This is a genomic window from Paenibacillus sp. MZ04-78.2, from assembly GCF_024213375.1.
Taxonomy (GTDB): domain Bacteria; phylum Bacillota; class Bacilli; order Paenibacillales; family NBRC-103111; genus Paenibacillus_G.
This window is the reverse complement of the sequence record NZ_JANAVJ010000009.1, coordinates 48,409-66,805: the sequence shown is the minus strand read 5'-3', so window position 1 is coordinate 66,805 and position 18,397 is coordinate 48,409. Positions and strand designations below refer to the sequence as shown.

The 18,397-nt window shown below is 56.3% G+C and carries 18 protein-coding genes; 15 read left to right on the top strand and 3 right to left on the bottom strand.

The window, feature by feature from the left end; translation table 11 throughout:
• The first annotated feature begins 173 nt into the window (after positions 1-173).
• From NLX71_RS09600 to NLX71_RS09590, 3 genes are all read left to right on the top strand, one after another.
• Positions 174-410: a DUF3951 domain-containing protein gene (locus NLX71_RS09600; RefSeq protein ID WP_254363381.1), complete on the top strand. Its 237-nt coding sequence runs from the start codon at positions 174-176 to the stop codon at positions 408-410.
• Positions 411-632: 222 nt separating this feature from the next.
• Positions 633-842 (top strand): helix-turn-helix domain-containing protein, encoded by a 210-nt coding sequence (locus NLX71_RS09595; protein ID WP_254363380.1) that lies wholly within the window; start codon positions 633-635, stop codon positions 840-842.
• A gap of 239 nt (positions 843-1,081) precedes the next feature.
• Complete coding sequence (locus tag NLX71_RS09590; protein WP_254363379.1) at positions 1,082-1,858, top strand: DeoR/GlpR family DNA-binding transcription regulator; 777 nt, start codon at positions 1,082-1,084, stop codon at positions 1,856-1,858.
• Between the two features lie 164 nt (positions 1,859-2,022).
• Here the strand turns inward: NLX71_RS09590 and NLX71_RS09585 are convergent, their stop codons facing one another.
• On the bottom strand, positions 2,023-3,504 hold the full coding sequence (locus NLX71_RS09585; protein ID WP_254363378.1) for a DHA2 family efflux MFS transporter permease subunit: 1,482 nt from the start codon (positions 3,502-3,504) through the stop codon (positions 2,023-2,025).
• Between the two features lie 250 nt (positions 3,505-3,754).
• On the opposite strand from NLX71_RS09585, the gene NLX71_RS09580 reads away from it, so the two are divergent.
• From NLX71_RS09580 to NLX71_RS09530, 11 genes are all read left to right on the top strand, one after another.
• Positions 3,755-4,036 (top strand): hypothetical protein, encoded by a 282-nt coding sequence (locus tag NLX71_RS09580; protein ID WP_254363377.1) that lies wholly within the window; start codon positions 3,755-3,757, stop codon positions 4,034-4,036.
• Positions 3,999-6,806: a leucine-rich repeat domain-containing protein gene (locus NLX71_RS09575; RefSeq protein ID WP_254363376.1), complete on the top strand. Its 2,808-nt coding sequence runs from the start codon at positions 3,999-4,001 to the stop codon at positions 6,804-6,806. The genes NLX71_RS09580 and NLX71_RS09575 overlap by 38 nt, the downstream gene beginning before the upstream one ends.
• Positions 6,807-7,081: 275 nt before the next feature.
• Positions 7,082-7,975, top strand: a complete 894-nt coding sequence (rfbD, locus tag NLX71_RS09570) for a dTDP-4-dehydrorhamnose reductase (RefSeq protein WP_254363375.1) — start codon at positions 7,082-7,084, stop codon at positions 7,973-7,975.
• The gene (locus NLX71_RS09565; protein WP_254363374.1) at positions 7,932-8,396 is read left to right on the top strand and encodes a dTDP-4-dehydrorhamnose 3,5-epimerase family protein; all 465 of its coding nucleotides are present in this window, start codon (positions 7,932-7,934) and stop codon (positions 8,394-8,396) included. Before rfbD ends, NLX71_RS09565 begins: the two co-directional genes overlap by 44 nt.
• A 19-nt stretch (positions 8,397-8,415) precedes the next feature.
• Positions 8,416-9,531 carry a CgeB family protein gene (locus NLX71_RS09560; protein ID WP_254363373.1) on the top strand — a complete coding sequence of 372 codons (1,116 nt, stop codon included), beginning with the start codon at positions 8,416-8,418 and terminating at the stop codon, positions 9,529-9,531.
• A gap of 45 nt (positions 9,532-9,576) precedes the next feature.
• A complete protein-coding gene (locus NLX71_RS09555; RefSeq protein WP_254363372.1) occupies positions 9,577-10,728 on the top strand; it encodes a CgeB family protein in 1,152 nt (383 codons plus the stop codon).
• A gap of 107 nt (positions 10,729-10,835) precedes the next feature.
• The gene (locus NLX71_RS09550; protein ID WP_254363371.1) at positions 10,836-11,090 is read left to right on the top strand and encodes a hypothetical protein; all 255 of its coding nucleotides are present in this window, start codon (positions 10,836-10,838) and stop codon (positions 11,088-11,090) included.
• A 203-nt stretch (positions 11,091-11,293) separates the two neighbouring features.
• Entirely contained in the window at positions 11,294-12,199 is a 906-nt protein-coding gene (locus tag NLX71_RS09545) for a sugar nucleotide-binding protein (protein WP_309248933.1), read from the top strand.
• 60 nt (positions 12,200-12,259) lie between these two features.
• The gene (locus tag NLX71_RS09540) at positions 12,260-13,063 is read left to right on the top strand and encodes a glycosyltransferase family 2 protein (protein ID WP_254363370.1); all 804 of its coding nucleotides are present in this window, start codon (positions 12,260-12,262) and stop codon (positions 13,061-13,063) included.
• Positions 13,064-13,071: 8 nt separating this feature from the next.
• On the top strand, positions 13,072-14,193 hold the full coding sequence (locus NLX71_RS09535) for a glycosyltransferase family 2 protein (protein ID WP_254363369.1): 1,122 nt from the start codon (positions 13,072-13,074) through the stop codon (positions 14,191-14,193).
• A complete protein-coding gene (locus NLX71_RS09530) occupies positions 14,193-14,921 on the top strand; it encodes a glycosyltransferase family 2 protein (RefSeq protein WP_254363368.1) in 729 nt (242 codons plus the stop codon). The genes NLX71_RS09535 and NLX71_RS09530 overlap by 1 nt, the downstream gene beginning before the upstream one ends.
• A 246-nt stretch (positions 14,922-15,167) precedes the next feature.
• Here NLX71_RS09530 and NLX71_RS09525 read toward each other — a convergent pair whose 3' ends face one another.
• On the bottom strand, positions 15,168-16,202 hold the full coding sequence (locus tag NLX71_RS09525) for a ketoacyl-ACP synthase III (protein ID WP_302058155.1): 1,035 nt from the start codon (positions 16,200-16,202) through the stop codon (positions 15,168-15,170).
• Positions 16,203-16,398: 196 nt separating this feature from the next.
• Here NLX71_RS09525 and NLX71_RS09520 point away from each other — a divergent pair, with 196 nt between their 5' ends.
• The gene (locus NLX71_RS09520; protein ID WP_254363367.1) at positions 16,399-17,553 is read left to right on the top strand and encodes a glycosyltransferase family 61 protein; all 1,155 of its coding nucleotides are present in this window, start codon (positions 16,399-16,401) and stop codon (positions 17,551-17,553) included.
• A 122-nt stretch (positions 17,554-17,675) separates the two neighbouring features.
• Here the strand turns inward: NLX71_RS09520 and NLX71_RS09515 are convergent, their stop codons facing one another.
• Positions 17,676-18,374, bottom strand: coding sequence for a class I SAM-dependent methyltransferase (locus NLX71_RS09515; protein WP_254363366.1), 699 nt, complete (start codon positions 18,372-18,374; stop codon positions 17,676-17,678).
• Between the last annotated feature and the right edge of the window lie 23 nt (positions 18,375-18,397).

Sequence of the window (18,397 nt, the reverse complement as noted above, 5' to 3'; positions counted from 1 at the left end):
TCCTCAAGGAAGGCTGTACACCCCCGTAGAGCAGCGGCTTTGAAGCCGGAGCTTTGCGGGGGATATTTTTTGACTTGCCCCCCGGTCTGCGAAACTATTTTTTGGCCCCATTCGTATAAAAGTTACACACAAGTACAAGGATAGCTAATAAAGAAGAAGGACGGGCCTGGAACATGGACGATTTTGCTTTATATACGATGCTTTCCTTAATTGTTCCAATCATCGTTTTACTTACAATTATTATCTGCAAGATGATTGCCGGCAAGGCGATCCCGAACAGCGATTATACTCCTATCGATCACATTACAGGAAATACGCCGATCGAATTTCACGAAGAAAAGCAGGAGAAGGAAGAAAAAGACGGGCAAGGCGACGATAAGGACAAAAATATAAGAAAAGCTCCGTATTAAAAGCCTTTTCGGGGAACAACCATTCATGTGATGGCGGAAGCTTTATGATCGAAAAACGTTAAGCGGCGGGCGAAGGAATCATGATCCTTCCCCGTCGTTTTATCGTTAAGGCTGAGAAGACTCCCTCTTCGATAAGGGGGAGATGAATCAGCATCTCTTGTGCACGAGTGCGAACATATGTGCTATAATTGTCGTTAAATCACCAAAGGAGATAAGTCTCGCATGTTGCATCATAAAGCTTTTCGCTTTCGCAGCTACCCTACGGAGGAGCAAACGACGTTGATCCATCAGATGTATGGATGCGCTCGCTTTGTCTTAACCACTTCCTGGCGAGATGGAACGACACCTTCCAAGAAACAGGCAGAGGCTTGTCAGGCTGCCAGCATGAACATCTTGCAAGAAGGACTGCGTTTGTTGGCGAAGATGGGCTGAACTGCGGGAACCGCAGGGATCGCTTGCTCAAGAAGAGAAGGATGCTTCTCTGTTCGCAAGAATCCCCCACCTCAGCGCCGCTAGCGCAGGTGGTGGGAGTGTTCAATATGGGCTCAAACGTGTCGTACAAATTATTGTAATCTGCGGATTTTGGTTTATAATTAATAATATCACTTAATTTAACTTAATATAACTTATAGTAACTTAACAATAGCAGAGTATTTGGAAGGGGATTGCGCATGTTTCAAGAAGAAAGACTGATTGCGATTTTGCAGAAGCTGAACGAAAAACAGCGCATCACCGTCACGGAAATTTGCGAGTGGCTGCAAATCTCGTGGGATACCGCCCGGCGCGATCTGATTAAGCTGGAGGAGCAGGGGAGCATCATCCGTACCCGCGGAGGCGCGATGCTGCCGTCGATCACCAAGGAGGTGCCGAACTACGAGCAGCGGCTGCAACTGGGCGCCCCGTCCAAGGAGGCGATCGGCAGGCTGGTTGGGACGCTGATTCACGACGGCGATTATTTGTATGCGGATTCCTCCACTACGGTTCGCTGCGCTATGGAATCTATGCGGACCCGGCGCAATGTGGTCGTCACCAATTCGATCGATCTGGCGGGCATGCTGACGCAAAAGGACGAAATCCGCATCCATCTTCTCGGAGGCCTGCTCGATAACGAGCAGCGGCTCGTATACGGAGCGCGGACGCTGGAAATGCTGTCCGAATATCAGGTGGACAAAGCGCTGCTGGGTACGTGCGGCATCTCGTCGCATGGTTTGACGACCATGTTCGAGGAGGAAAGCTATTTGATCCGTCAGATCATGCGCAAGTCGGACCAAGTGATTGTGCTGGCCGATCATACGAAATTCGGCAAAAAGCTGTTTCACCGCGTCGCCGGGCTGGAGGGAATCGACATTATCGTAACGGACCGGGAGCCGAGCGACGAAATGAAAGAAGAGCTTCATAAGCATCAGGTGGAGCTTCTGATCACAGGCGAAGGCGAGCATCATGATTAACCGGCTGATTTAGATGGGATGTTTGTGTTATGCACGGAGGTCGGGGTGTCGCCAAAATCTAAATTTGGTAGTTCACGTAAGCAAAGAAGACGGCACCCGCCATGCGGCGAGGGCCGTCTTCTTGCGTCCGCAATCGCGTGAGGCGATCCGGAGGTTAAACCGTCTTAGTGTGCGGAAACCCGCTCGCTTCCGCCTCCCGAAGGCTTGGCCCGTTTCAGGAAGAACGAAACAATCCAAGCGGCGACGACCAGGCCGAAGGCCAGCAGAAACGCGCTCTTCATCCCGGCCATCATCGCCAGAATAGGCAGCGGAGCGTCTGTTTTGGCGCCTGCGGCGCTTTCCAGAAAATGCTTGGACCCGTTGGTCATCACCGCGACCAGCAGCGCCGTTCCGACCGCGCCCGACACCTGCTGAAGCGTGCTGATAATGGCCGTGCCGTGCGGATATAACCGCGGCGGGAGCTCGTTCAACGCATTGGTCATGACCGGCATCATCAGCATGGAAATGCCCAGCATTAACAGCGAATTCAAAATCATGATCATCGCGTACGGAGTCGACAGGGTGATCGAGGAAAATTGCCACAGCGTATTGGCGATAAGCGCCAGTCCGACGACTGCCAGCCACTTGGCGCCGAATTTATCGAACAGCCGGCCCGTAATCGGCGACATAATGCCCATCAGAACCCCGCCCGGCAGCATGACCAGACCGGCTTGCAGAGGGGTGTAGCCGAGCGCGCCCTGGAGGAACATCGGCAGCAGCATCATCGCGGAAAACATGGCCATCATGACGATCATCATAATCAGCGTCGACAATCTGAACACGTTGAATTTAAAGGTTCTCAGATCCAGCAGCGGTTCCGCCAGCGTCAATTGTCTCCAAACGAACAAGCCTAAAGCAACGGCTCCGATGATAACCGGAATCAGGACTGCGCCGCTCGACCAGCCGCCATGCCCTTCGCCGGCGCTGCTGAAGCCGTACACGATTCCTCCGAATCCACAGGTGGAGAGCAGGAGCGACAAGACATCGATTTTCGGATTCCTCGTCTCGGTTACGTTCTTAAGCTTCAGATAGGCGATGGCGATGACGAACAGCGCGATCGGAATGACGGCGTAAAAGAGCACCCGCCAGCTGAAATGCTCGACGATGATCCCGGACAGCGTCGGTCCGATCGCCGGGGCAAAGGTAATGACGATACCGATCGTTCCCATGGCCGAGCCTCTTTTTTCCAAAGGAACCGTAGACAGCACGACATTGGTCAGCAGCGGAAACAGCAGACCGGTTCCCGACGCTTGCAGCACCCTGCCGAGCAGAAGCATGCCAAATCCCGGCGCGACAGCCGCCGCCAGCGTACCCAGCGTAAACAAGCACATGGCCGTAAGGAACAAGGCTCTTGTCGTAAACTTCTGAATTAAAAAAGCGGTGACCGGAATAAGCACCCCGATAACCAGCAAGTATCCGGTTGATAACCATTGCGCGGTACTTGGTAAAATCCCGATGTCCGTCATAATTTTGGACAAAGCGACATTAAGGAGTGTCTCATTCAAGATGGCTACAAATACCCCAAGAATCATAACCATAACGACCAGAAAGTTGGTTCTGCTCCCAAATGTCCCTCCGCTATCGTTTGGTTTCGTATGGTTCTCCACGTTGTTACTCCTCTCTAGCAAGTATTTTAACTCTGAATTATTCAGCAGCTTCTATTGTAACATGAATCACAGGCTGTTATTTCTTTTCGATTGTGATTTTTTTGTTTAGAACTAAAAAATACTTTTCACGCGTCGACATGATATCGCGTTTTGCGTAGGCAGGAATTTCCTTGGTTCTGTAGAATTATGTCGAAAGCACTAATCCATCCATCGTCTGCACATATTTTAACGAATAGGGGAATCGACTCGCATGTTTAGCAAAAATCGTATGTATACCATCACGCTTCTATCCGCATGGGTCATGGCGGCGCCGCTCGTCATGCCGCTTCCGACGGAGCGCGTATGGAGCGCGGCGGCCGCCCTGGTGCCCGACGCCAATCTGGAAAAGGTGATCCGCGGCCAGTTGAAAAAGCCAGACGGCGACCTGACGCCGGAGGACCTGCAAAGCCTTTCCCGTCTCATGGCTTCGGACGGCAATGCAGTACGCCGACCGGATGACGTGGCTCGATGTGAGCGGCAACCAGATCAGTGACGTCTATCCGATTAGCGGGCTGAAGCAGCTTACTTATTTGGACCTGTCGGATAACCGGATCGCCGATGTGCGTCCGCTTGATTTGCCGAAGCTGCGGCACTTGTTCCTGAGCGGCAATCCGCTGCAGGACCCGGAGCCGCTTTGGAAGCTGACGCAGCTGGAAAGCCTGGCGGCAAGCAGCGCGGGTATCGGAGCCGTGGACGGCATCGGCTCGCTGGCGGGATTGCTCTATCTGGATTTGTCCGGCAATCCGCTCGGCAAGCTGGGAGAGATTGCCGAGCTTGCGGGAATGCAGCAATTGAAGCTTCGGAATACGCAGCTTGCCGACCTCTCGGGGATTGCCGCTCTGAAAGAGCTGCGGACGCTTGACCTGCGAGATAACAAGATCACAGACATCCGCGCGCTGGCGGACTTGAGCAAGCTGAGCGAGGTGCGGCTCAGCGGCAACCCGCTGGAGGCGGCCTCTGTGGAAACGGTGCGGGCGCTGCAGGATCGAGGAGTTCATGTCGAGTTTGACTCGTCTTTGTTCCCAAGCTATGAGCGCAGCATCAACGTGTTTGTCGACGACGAGCGGGTCGCCTTCGAGGAGCCGCCACTCAACCGGAACGGCTCCGTGCTTGTGCCGTTTCGCGGCGTATTCGGGAAGCTTGGGCTGCAGGTGGCGTGGAACGAAGAGCTGCGCCGGGTAACCGGGACGAAGCCGGGGCTGGAGCTTGTGCTGACGATCGGGCAGGAAGAAGCGTTTGTGAACGGGCAGACCGTCAAGCTGCCGGCTGCGCCGGAGCTTCGCAACGGGACGACGCTGGTGCCGCTGCGTCTGGTAGGCGAGGCCGCAAACAAGCTGGTCGTCTGGAATCAGGACAGGCAAACCGTTTATATCGTGAGCAACGTCACGGACGGCGTCGGCAAGCGGTACAACGAGAAGGGGCGGCTGATCTACAGCGGCGAGCTGAAGGACGGCAAGTATAACGGAAAAGGAATTCGATACGCAAGCAGCGGCGAAATCGAATATGAAGGCGAATGGAAGGACGGCCGCAAGCACGGCCAAGGCAAGCAATACGATCAGGCGGGCCGTTTACTTATGGAAGGGGAGTTCCGGGACGATCTGCCGAACGGTCAGGGCAAGAAGTACGAGCCAAACGGTAACCGCTTGGAAGGCCACTTTATCCAAGGCAAGCTGAACGGCCACGGCAAGCTGTTCGTGGCGGGCCGTCTGTTCTATGAAGGCGACATCAAGGATAACGTCCTCCATGGCAAAGGCACCGTTTATTTTGCGACGGGGGAAAAATACACCGGCGAATTCGAGCGCAATGTTAAAAAAGGCCATGGCACCGTCTATTTTGCAAACGGCGAACGGTTCGAAGGCAAAGTCGACAACCAGACGATGGTCGAGGGCAAATATTTCGTTTTGGACAAGCTGCTGTTCGAAGGAACGTTTAAGGACAACCGTTTTCATGAAGGGACGATGTATTTTTCGAGCGGAGCGGTTTATAAAGGGACGTTCGCGGACGGAGAGTTCGGCAAGGGGACGTTCCTCAATGCGCAAGGAAAGACGATTGACCCGGTAAAGGACGGCAAGGGCCTTCGGTTCTACACCAACGGCGATTGGTACGAAGGGGAGACGGCGTCCGGAGAGCTGAGCGGACAAGGGGTGTATCATTTTCTGACGGCCGGACGGGTCGAAGGATCGTTCCTCGGCGGCATGATGAACGGCGAGATGAAGGTATACAGTGAGGAAGGCAAGCTGGAGTTCGAAGGACGTTATGCGGACGGGGAGCGCAGCGGACAAGGTAAGGAATATAATATGGAAGGCAAGCTGCGCTACGAGGGCGGCTACATGGCCGGAGAATATAGCGGTCAGGGCAAGGAATACGATTGGCAGGGCCGCCTGATCTACTCCGGCGAATTCGAGGATGGAACGATCAACGGTCAAGGCACGGAGTACCGGAAGGACAAAGCGGTCTACGAAGGCGGGTTTCGCGATCGGCTCTATCACGGCCAGGGCAAGCTAACGTACTATAACGGAGATACGTACACCGGAGAATTCAAAGAAGGAGAATACGGCGAACGCGGCTCCTTCGCCGATTCGTTCGGGAAGCCGGTCGCGAACGGAGCGGATCAAGGCACGGGCGTATACCGCTTCGCTGACGGCACGGTATACAAAGGCGAATTTCAAGGCGGCGTCCGGCAGGGCCGGGGCGAAACGTACAACGAGGACGGTACGCTGAACTACCGGGGCGAATACCGGGCCGGCGAACGAAGCGGCATCGGTCAAAGCTTCGGTCTGGACGGGCATGTATGGCACGAAGGCGCGTATGTGGACGGCTATGCCAAAGGGCAGGGCAAATCGTTCTACGAAAACGGCAAGCTGCAGTACGAAGGAGCATTCGATTACGGCACATGGTCGGGCAGCGGGAAGGTCTATACGAAAGAAGGCCGCCTGCTCTACGAAGGGAAATTCGAGGATGGCGAATTCCAAGGCCAAGGCAAGCTGTACTATGCCGACGGCACCGTCTACATGGGGGCCTTCGAATACGCCGAATTCGGCGAGGGCGGCAGCTTCGCGGATGCCAAAGGGAAGCCTCTGTCCGGCATCAACACGGCGCGCAACGGTACCGGCAAATTGTACTATGCCGATGGCGCGATGTACGAAGGCGAGCTTGCGGAAGGGAAGGCGCACGGACGAGGCAAGCTGTTCAATGCGGATGGCAAGCCGGAGTACGAGGGCGAGTTCAAGGAAGGATACCGCAAGAACTGGTATGACGAATAAAGCGGGTTATTGTTATACAGCGGGCCTGTCTCTATTAACGGAGGCAGGCTTTTTGCCGTTCCCCTATTATTCGGTACAAGAGCCAATTTTTCGGCCCGTATGGTATTCGTCCACCAGTCCTGCCCGAGGGGTGCATATCATAGGAGCATGGCAATCATCCGTACCAGCCGTACACACTCATCTCATACGAGAGAAAGGAGAAGCGCGATGAAAGGCATAATTCTCGCAGGCGGCATTGGTACCCGGCTGCGTTCGATGACGAGAGGGGGTGGCGTATGAAAATGCTCATTACCGGCGCCGGGGGGCAGCTGGGCCGGGATCTCGTCCGGGTGCTCGGGCGGCGGCACGACTGCGCGGCCTTCACCCGGCAGCAGTTGGACATCGCCGACGAAAAGGCGGTACGGCGGCTCATTGCGGAAGCAAAGCCCGAGGCGATTGTGCATGCGGCAGCCTATACGAAGGTGGATCAAGCCGAGGCGGAGCCGGAAGAGACGTACCGGATTAACGCGATCGGCGCCAGCCACGTCGCTATCTCCGCGGAAGCGGTTGGCGCCAAGATGGTGTATGTCAGCACCGATTACGTGTTCGACGGTACGAAGGGGGAGCCGTACGACGAACAGGACCGTACGAATCCGCTCAGCGTATACGGCAAATCCAAGCTGCTCGGCGAGCAGCTCGTGCAGGCCGTATGTCCGCGGCATTTTATCGTGCGGACGTCATGGCTGTACGGCAAGGATGGAAATAACTTTGTGACGAAGGTGCTGGCGCTTGCGGAACGGCAGCAGGAGCTGACCGTCGTCGACGATCAGTTCGGTTCGCCGACTTACACGTACGATTTGGCCGAATGCATCGGCGGACTGCTGGAAACGGACCGTTACGGCATCTATCATGTGGCGAACCGGGGGTACTGCTCCCGATGGGCGCTGGCCAAGACGATTCTGGAGCTGGCCGGGCACACCGGTATTACGGTTCGGCCCGCCCGCTCGGACGATTACGCGCTGCCTGCGCCCCGGCCGGCGCATTCGGCTTTCGCGGACCGGGGGCTGCGGCTCGCCGGATTGCCGAGAATGAGAGATTGGAAAACGGCGCTGGAGGCATTTTTGCGCAACGATTGGGGGAAGAGTGATGAAAACGGCGATCGAAGGAGTCCAATCGAAGCCGCTGGTTAGGCACAGCGACGACCGCGGCTTTTTTATGGAAATTTTGCGGGAGGACGACGCTTTGTTCGGACGGTTCGGTCAAGCGTCGCTGTCGATGTCGTTTCCCGGCGTCATCAAGGCGTTTCATTATCATAAGCGGCAGGACGACATTTGGTTCTTTCCGAGCGGGCACGCGCAGGTCGTGCTGCATGACATGAGGGCCGACTCCCCGACGCATGGGCAAACGTCCGTGCATTATATGGGCGAAGACCACCCGTATCTGCTGTTTATTCCGCGAGGCGTTGCTCACGGATACCGGGTGCTCGGCGTCAAGCCGGCGACGATCGTTTATTTTACCAATCTGGCTTACGATCCGGGGCAGCCTGACGAATACCGCATTGCGTATGACGATCCTGCAATCGACTTCGACTGGACGACCCGGTTCCGGTAATCGATAGGGGGTGACCGCCATGAGCCGGGTTCAACAACTCGCAAGCCGGAAAGCGGCCGTGCGGCAGCAGGGAAGCCGTGCGGGAGGGCTTCTCGGCTACGAACAAGGGTATCGGTACGGACGGTGCGAGGCTTTCCGGAAGCAAACCCCGCCGGTTGCGCCAGCTTGGTATGACCTGAAAGTGCTGTATATCCCGCAAGGTTTTCCGGCCATCGATAACGGCGTCATTGCCGCTTTGCGGCGGACGGTCCGGGAAACCGTCGTCGGAACGTCGGACGCCATGCTCGCGCTGGCGGAGCAGCACCGGCCCGATCTGCTGCTGGTGCTGAACGGGCTTCACGTCTTTCCCGCCGACCATCTGCGGCAGGTGGGCCGGATTCGGGAGCTCGGCATTCGTACGGTGATCTGGTTCGCCGACGATCCGTATTTTACGGACGATACCGCAGCGATCGCTCCGCATTACGACGCCGTGGCGACGCACGAGCAGAGCTGTGTGCCGTTCTATTTGTCGCTCGGCTGTTCTCAAGTTCTGTACGTGCCGCTGGCCGTCGATACTGACGTGTTCCGGCCCGTTCCCGTCGGTTCCGGCTACCATGCCGACATTTGCTTCATCGGGATGGCGTTCTGGAACCGCGTCCGGTTCTTCGATCAAATTGCCGGGTATTTGTCGGGCAAAAAAGTGATCGTCGGCGGCGGGTTGTGGGAACGAATGCGGTTGTACCGGCTGCTGAAGCGGAGCGTACGCGACGGCTGGATTCCGATCGAAGAAACGGTTCGCTATTACAACGGGGCCAAAATCGTCATTAACCTGCACCGGGGCTGCCACCGTCACGGAAGAGATCACCGCAACCTCCGGGGTCTTCCCGGCCAATCGATCAACCCGCGCACCTATGAAATCGCCGCGTGCGGAACGATGCAGCTCACCGACGTCCGCGACGATCTGACCCGTTATTATACGCCGGGTGTAGAGCTCGATATTTACCGGTCGGCCGGCGAACTGATCGATAAGCTGGACTATTATTTAAAGCACGACGCCGAGCGGCAGAAGATCGCTCTGAACGGCTTGCGGCGGACCATGCAGGAGCATTCGTTCGTCACGCGGATCGGCCAATTGCTAGGCTTACTCGGCTACTGACGGGGCAAGCGTCAAGCAACTAACCCAAAGAAGGGAGGCAGGAGCATGTCCGGAAAAACAGCACGCTCCAACGTAAAGCGAGTGTCGCGAGCCCGCCGCCGCGCCGCTTGGCAAAGCGGTTGGGAACGCGGGTTGCGGCTCGGCTTGAGCGGCGGCTATCATTTCGGCCGGTGCGATGCTGTCATGCGGCTGCTGCCGAACGATCCGGTCGGCCGGTGGGACGTCCGGGTCATGTACGTGACCTCAGGCAAAGGCCCCCCGTATTCGCCGCTCGACGCCTCCATTATCGGGGCGCTGCGGCCGCTGGTGCGCGAGCTGATTGTTCGGAAGCCGACCCAGGATTTGAAGTCCGCGGCCGTGAAGACGCGGCCCGACATCGTACTCGTGCTGGAAGGATTGCGGATATCCGGCGAGCGGATCGACGAGCTGCGGGCGGAAGGAATCCGTACGGCGATCTGGCTTACGGACGATCCGTATTACACCGACCTGACGCTGCCCCTCGTCACGCATTACGACGTCGTATTTACGCTTGAGCTTGCCTGTGTGGAGTTTTACCGCCGGTTCGGCTGCAAGCAGGTCCACTACTTGCCTTTAGGCACGAACTCGTCGATCTTTCGGCCGAAGCGGATTCCGGCCAAATATCGGCACGATATCAGCTTTATCGGCTCCGCTTTTTGGAATCGGGTTGCCTTTTTCAATCAGATGACGCCTTTTCTGGCGGCGAGAAATACGTACATCGCGGGCATCTGGTGGCAGAGGCTGCGCCAATTTCGGATGCTGCGCCGAAAGATCGCCCTGAACAAGTGGATGGGAGCGGAGGAAACGGCCGCGCATTACAACGGGACGAAAATCGTGATCAATCTGCACCGGGCAACGGACGACCCGACCTATAACTTCAACAGCCAACGCATCGGAGCCGTATCGCCGAATCCGCGGACGTTCGAGATCGCGGGCTGCGGGACGCTGCTGCTCACCGATATCCGGAGCGATATGGCCCGTTTTTATACGCCGGGACAGGAGATCGTCACCTATGCGTCGCCCGACGAGTTGATGCAAAAAATCGATTATTACTTGCATCATGAAGAAGAGCGGCGGTTTATCGCGCTCAATGCGCTGCGGCGCACCATGCAGGAGCATACGTATGCCCATAGGATCGCGCAAATGATGCGCATTTTGTTCGAGGGCGCTCCCGGCTGATGCGTTAAGCTTGCCTGCTGCTGCGAAATAGGCGACTGACTTCGTCCGTTTCCGCGTCCATCCGCATAAGGTGTATAGATGCATGCGGAGGAAAGGAGAGACGGAGAATGGCTAAACGCATGGCGAGCAAGCGGGGGGGCAGGAGCCGGGTCCGAAAGGGGAAGCGAAGCCTCCGGCCGATCCGCAACCGACGGACGGCCCGACGCCGTGCGCCGAAGAAGGGTCGACGGCGTCGGGCCGGAAGGCCAAGGCCGCGCATGTTCCGGCGAGTCTACAACAAAGCATTCAACAAGGCATACAAGGAAGGCTTTGCGTCGGGCTTCGCCAAAGGGCTTCAAGACGGCGGAGCGCCGGAAGGCTGAACGGAGCGTCGGTATATGCCGGATATTTCTCGAGGAGGCATGTCCGGCCCTTCGATCCCGCGAGCCGGACAAGCCCTCTTGATAGGCGGACAGGCATGGAACCGGGTCTTTAGGCGGCCGAATGGGTAAGTGTCGTGCCGGCCCGGTTCATTTCCTAATATAGTATAGGACTTGGATTGCAATCGGGGAGGCGTCAATTGGTGGTGAGTCACTGCGATGAGGAAAGGCGGCCGTACGGGAGGCATGAGCCGAAGAGAGTGCTCGTGATCGGCGGCGATGGGATGGCAGGACACGTGCTGCTGCGGTATTTGGCCGCGCACACTTCGTATGAAGTGTTTTATACGACGGAGTACGGAAAATCAGACTGCGAATACCCGCTCCCGGGAGCGGCTCTGCGTCTCGACGCGTCGGATAGCGTGATGGTCGACAAGCTGGTGGAGGCCGTTCGTCCCGAGCTGATTGTCAACGCTCACGGTATTATGTACGATGCGGCCAGGCAAAGGGAGCTTGAGGCCGTCCGGATCAATGGTCTGTTCCCGCACCAGCTTGCGGAGTTGGCCGACCGGCTTCAAGCCCGCCTCGTTCAGATCAGCACCGACAGCGTATTCCTGGGGGACCGCGGCCGCTACGAAGAACGTCACGTGCCCGACGGGACGACGGCGTATGCCAGAACGAAAGCGCTCGGCGAAGTCGTTCGTGCGCCGCATCTGACGATTCGCACGTCGCTGATCGGGCCGGAGCTGCGGGAGGAAGGCAGCGGGCTGCTTCCATGGTTCCTGCGGCAGCGGGGGGAAATCCGCGGGTTTGTCCGCGTGCCGTGGAACGGGGTAACAACGCTGGAGCTGGCGAGATTTATTCATTATACGGCGGAGCGGGGAGACCGGTTAAGCGGCATCGTTCATTTGACCGCGGCTGAGACCATCAGCAAATACGAGCTGCTGGAGCGAATGAGGCGGATATTCGACAAGCAGGATGTCCGCATCCGGCCCGACGATGCCGTCGCGCTGGACCGTACGCTCCGATCGACCCGCCCCGAGCTTGACTTTGCCGTGCCCGGCCACGACCGCATGCTCGAAGAACTGCGCGAATGGATGCAGCCGGTCCGGTAACGGGAAGCGGCGTTTTTTTCCAAAGCCGCAGAGTCGTTTGATGGAGAGGGGGAAGCTCAGGTGAGACATAGTCGCAAGTCTCGGAAGCGGGGAGGAACCATACTGGAGGCGGCTGCGGTACGGACGGCGAACGTCTCGGTTATTATCCCGGTGATCAACGAGAAAGAAAAGCTGCCTTCCGTGCTCCGGGAAGTGGCGAAGATTGGGGCGGAGAAGCTGGAAATCATCGTCGTGGCCAACGGCTCGACCGACGGCTCGGAGCAAATCGCCGAATCGATGGGCGCGAGGGTCATCAGCTTCCCGGAGCCGCTCGGCCACGACGTCGGACGCAGCATCGGAGCCAGCCGCGCGAACGGGGAAATCCTGCTGTTCGTCGACGCCGATATGGTCATTCCCGCGCGCGATCTGAGACCGTTCGTTCATGCGGTGCACAGCGGGGTGGATGTGGCTTTGAACCGCTATCTGGGACCGATCCATAAACGAAGGCCCCATCCGGTCGTGCTGGCGAAGCACGCGCTGAATGCGGCGCTCGGCAGGCCCGATCTGAAGGGAACCTCGATGACGACGGTTCCTCATGCGATCAGCCGCAAGGCGCTTGAAGCGATCGGAGCGGGAGCGCTGGCGGTGCCTCCCAAGGCGCACGCGATAGCCGTGCAAAAGGGGCTTGTCGTAAGGCCGGCTCATCTGGTGCCGGTCGGCCGCTTGAATCCGCTGCGCAAGCGGCAATGGACGTCGCTTGGCACCGATACGGTCGGTCAATTGATCGTAGGGGACCATCTGGAGGCGGTTCACTGGCTGCTCACGACGACGGGCGAACGAGGGCCCCATAACGATTTGATGCGAAACCGCAACAGCGTGAGGTGATTTCATCGATGAGGCAGCAACAGGCGATGTTGGTTGACAATCCGGCGGTTCGAGGCCGGCAGATTCGCATGCAGCCGCCGGAAGAGAGCGGCAAAGCGACCGTATCGGCCGCGCCTGCGCGCAAGAAGCCTGCGCGGAAGAAGCGGGCTTATGGCAGTGCCGCTTACCGGCTCGGGTTTCGGCTCGGCCGCAAGGATGCGCCGCCCAATCCTCCGGACGGCGCGAGAGGGCTGCGCCGGCTGCTGAACCGGGGCTGGTCAGCGCGGGTGAAGGAGCGCGGCTTGACCGGTTACCCGGGGGGCCGCTATCACGAAGCTGCCGCCGGGTACGTCCGGGGCTTCTTCGCGGGCATGAACCGGCCCGCGCCCAACTGGGTGCCGCTCCCGACGGAGCGCACGGTAGCCGTTATCGTATCGGCCAAGAACGAAGGACGCACGATAGCCGCCGTGCTGAAGGAAGCAAGCCGGCTCACGGACGAGATTTATGTGATCGTCAACGGCTCAATCGACAATACGTTCCGCAAAGCCAGAGCGGCTTCCCGGGCTATTGTGTTGTCTTATCCGCAGGCGCTTGGTCACGATGTAGGAAGGTCGGTCGGAGCCAAGCTGGCTCAGGCCGACATCCTGCTCTTCACCGACGGGGACATACCGATTCCGGCGAAGAAGCTCGTGCCCTTCGTTCACGGAATCGAAAAAGGACTGGACGTAGCGCTCAACAATGTCCAGCCGTACCTGAGACGTTTTGGCCGTCAAGATTCCGTCACGATCATGAAGCAATTTTTAAACTCGGCGCTTGGCAGGCCGGATCTGAAGGCCAGCTCGCTCACGGCGATACCGCACGCCTTGTCGCGCCGGGCGGTAGAGACGCTGGGCCTTGAGCTGCTGTCGGTGCCGCCCAAAGCGCACGCGCTGGCCGTACTCCAGAAGCTGCGGGTCGGCAAGGCGGGCCAGGTGAACGTCATCCGGGGCAACAAGCGGCGGAAGCTAAACAGGGGCCGCCGCAGTCCGGTCGCCTCCATGATCGTCGGCGACCACCTGGAAGCGTTGAAGCTGGCTGGCGACCAGTTGGGCGAGCGGCTCGTTTATCCGGACGTGATGCGCAAACGACACTATATCGGAGGCGATTCCTAATGGAAACCGTTAGTATCATTATTCCGAATTATAACGGGGCCAAGTGGCTGTCTCCATGTCTGGAGTCAATTCGGCAGCACGTAACCATGCCTCACGAAGTGATCGTGGTAGATAACGGCTCCTCCGACCCGTCGCTCCGGCTGTGCCTTCAGCATAAAGTCAAGCTCGTTTCGCTGCCCGGCAACCGCGGGTTTCCCGCTGCCTGCAACTTCGGGCTGCGGGTCTCTACAGGCGATGCGCTGATGCTGCTCAACAACGATACGCAGATGACGGCAGGCGCACTGGAGAATATGATGCGCTGCCTCTACAGCAGCGACGATGTCGGCATTGTCGGGCCGATGACGAACTATGCCAGCGGCAAGCAGCAGATCAAGGAGCCTTTCACCTCGATTGCCGATATGGCGGCGCGTATGAATCGGCCGGACAGCCTCCAATGGCGTGAGACGGAGCGGATCGTCGGACTGTGCTTCCTGTTCAAACGGGAGCTGATGGGTCGGATCGGGGAGCTTGACGAGCGGTTTTCGCCCGGGCATTTTGAAGACGACGATTATTGTTACCGTGCCCGGCAAGCCGGATACCGTCTGTTTATCGCGGGGGATGCGTTCATCTACCACCGCGGCAGCGCCAGCTTCAAATTGGAAAGCCGGGATAAAATCAAGGCCTTGCTGAAAACGAACCGCCAAAAGTTTATCGATAAATGGGGCGTCGATCCGCATGCTTTTATATGAACCGACTGGGCCAATACCGTGGTCCAAGGCGCTTCGGGCGCATAGGATATTAGAAAGGCGGAGTGCATTCTTTGCACGTCTCGAAAAGCGCCAAATCGCCGTGAAAATGACCGGGGTCCGCATACGCCGCTTGCGGCGCGGAATCCCGGGCAGGCCTTGGCTTGGCAAAGAAGTGAGCAAGGTTGTCTTAAGGAAGAGAGTCCGTACTTAGCCTCAAGGAGGAAGGACGGACTCTTTTTCACGTGTCTATGCTTTGGGAGATAGCGCCTTCCAGCTTAGCAGCAGGCCGCCGTAAACGAGCCCGCCGCCGAAGCCGAACAGCAGGACGGTATCGCCGTCCTTCAGCTTCTCTTCCCGGGCCGCTTCCTCCAGCGCAAGCGGAATCGTAGCCGCAGACGTATTGCCGTACTTCTCGATCGTATGCAGCGTCCGTTCCGAAGGAATCCCCATCTTCTCGCATACGGAATCGATGATGCGGAGGTTGGCGCTGTGCGGGACGAACCAGTCGATGGCATCCGTAGATAAGCCGGTTTGGCTCAGCAGGTCGTTCACGCCTTTCGGAATGGTCTGAACGGCGAATTTGTACACCTCGCGGCCGTTCTGGACAAGCTTGCCGCTCGTATTGACCGGGCTGCCGTTCATGTGATCGGCAAGCAGGGAGCGATAAATGTGAGGCCCGCCGCTGCCGTCGGTACCGCCCGTATAAGCGAGAAACTGCGGGCCGGAATCGTCCGAATCGTCCCGCTCAAGCAGGACCGCTCCGGCGCCGTCGCCGAATAGAATGCACGTCGTACGGTCCGTATAATCGGTGATCTTGGACAGGGCATCGGCTCCGATGACGAGCGCCTTGCGGTGCAGGCCGGAAGCGATCATCCCGTCAGCCAGATGCAGGCCGTAGACGAACCCGGCGCACGCGGCGCTCAAATCGAAGGAGGTCGTTCCCTTCATGCCGAAATGAGCTTGAACCTGACAAGCGGTTGCAGGGAAAGCGAAATCCGGCGTGCTGGTGCCGACGATAAGCAGATCGACATCGTCCAACACGGCGCCGTAGCGGTCGGCAAGCTGCTGCACCGCCCGGATGCACAAGTGGCTCGTATACTCCTCCGGCGCGCTGATGCGCCGCTCACGGATGCCGGTCCGCTGCACGATCCACTCGTCGTTGGTTTCCACCATGCGCTCCAGATCGGCGTTCGTCAGACGGCGTTCGGGGACGTAGCTGCCGATGGCGGTAATACGGGAGCGGTAAAGCATAGCGGGAGAGGAAGAGAAATGGGATTTCATAAAGGTCACCTCATTCATGAAATGGTTATGAAATTTAGTGCTATGTGCAGGTATTAGTACTAAGTACTAAAGATGATACTCCCTTTCCTCTCTTCTGTCAATCGATGGAATAGCGGCCGCCAGGTTCGTATCCCCGTCATAGTCCGAGTACGGTGCTGCATATAATCTTAGCAAATTGCAGCGGATGAATGGGGTGATGGACATACGTAAAAGAAAGCTCGTGAGGAGAAATCCAGATTGGTTTTTCCGTACAACGTGGAAGTATCTTATGGCGAGGTATTCCCGGTCAAAGCTGCGCGTCCGAAAACATTATAAAAGGTATTATCGCGGTCAGATCCTTCATTTTTCGGAAGCGAAACGACTCGTTCCCGAACTATACGAGGACTTTCGGGCCCGTACGGTAAAGTCGCCCGCCGCCTTTGTCGCCGTGCTAAAATATGGCCGTGTATGCGGCAAAAAAGCTTACATCCTCTCAGCAAGATATAAGCTTCTGCAAGATGTTTCCTTTGAATTTGAATTTAACGCCGAGCATCTTCAACCCATAAAAAAACGGAAAGCCTATCGGACCTGGAAATCACGCCCTTTTCAATATATTCCGGGTACTGTCGCTGTCCTCGCCTTTTGTTCCTCTTTTAACTATTTCCATTGGATGTTCGACGTATTGCCGCGATTGGAATTGCTGCGCCAAAGCGGTTTTCGGATCGATAAATTTGTCTTGAATCGTCAATGGTTTCCTTCCTTTCAAGACGAAACGCTTGCCGTTCTTGGAATTCCCAACGAAAAAATAATCGATAGCCGGGTTGACCTGCAAGCCCGCAAGCTCGTCGTTCCTTCCATAATAAACAGCTATAGTTTAAACACTAACACGTTTATCAAACCGCGTGTCATTCCCAAATGGCCTTGTGATTTTCTTAGAGCTACATTCCTGCATCCAAGCCATAACGATTGTTCGATGCAGCACGAATACATCTACATTAGCCGGGAGTATGCCAGGCACCGCAGAGTCATCAATGAGGAAGAAATCGTCGATCAATTGGCTGCGCTCGGATTTAAAAAAGTGACGCTGGATTCTATGAAGGTTGCCGAGCAAGTCCAATTATTTTCTTGCGCTAAATTTATCATTGCTCCGCATGGCGCCGGCCTTGCCAATCTGGTATTTTGCAAGCCGGGGACGAAGGTCATCGAGCTGTTTTCGACCCAATATATGCCCGCCTACTTCTGGATGGTCAGCAATCATGTTCAGTTGGATTATTATTACTTGATTACTCACGTCGAAAAAAATCATGAAAAGTTGGACTATACGGTAAATGTGGACCAATTGCTACAGCTAATCACACTTGCCGGCCTATGAGCTTGAAGGGGAGCTTATGGAGGGCGGTCGCCGAAAATTACACTGGATCGGGGAATTGAAAAGCTGTTCCGGAACGAACAAACCACTTGACTGCTTGAAGCAAGTCAAATGGTTTGTTTTCGTTAACTTTTTTGGAATAGGGTCACACCATTCCAAAAGGTAGGATGCCCGTTATAAGCGGTAGATGAATCAAAGAGTATTTTATAATCATTTACACTATTGGCCATAAAATCAAGCGTAGCTTGTCGAGGTTGTTCCCAGTTTGTATCGTCTACCATAACAATGCAGTTATCGGCGAAGAAAGGTTCGGCTAACTGTAGTCCTGTTAATTGATTATAGTAATCATGGGCACCGTCATAAATGTAAAAGCCAATCGGATCGTTGTGCGTATGAATGAAGTAGTCAACGTAATCCATGTCATGGAAGGCATGAGAATCGCTTTTGTAATATGAAAATCGTGATGCAAAGTCCTCTCGCGGTCCTCCAAATTCCGAGAAGTTATCGACACCGATACATTTTTTATTCGGATTATTGATCATTCCGGCAAGAAATGTGAACCCATGCCAAACCCCTATGTTCACAAAAGCATGGCGATCGTTCATTTGCGATACGCCTTTATTAATGATGGCTCCCAAGGCGAGGGTTGACATTCTTGGTATTTTGCACAGCTCGTAAAAGCTTTCTTTTGTTTGTTGATCCGCTTCCGGTAATTTCGTATTCGCTAACTCAAAATCAAGCATGTTGTCGATAGGAGAACTAGGAGACATGTTCGGCTGCAGCCATGAGAATGAAATTCCGTTTATATATTTCGTAAACCTCATTACTCGGTTCCTCCTCCAAGTTG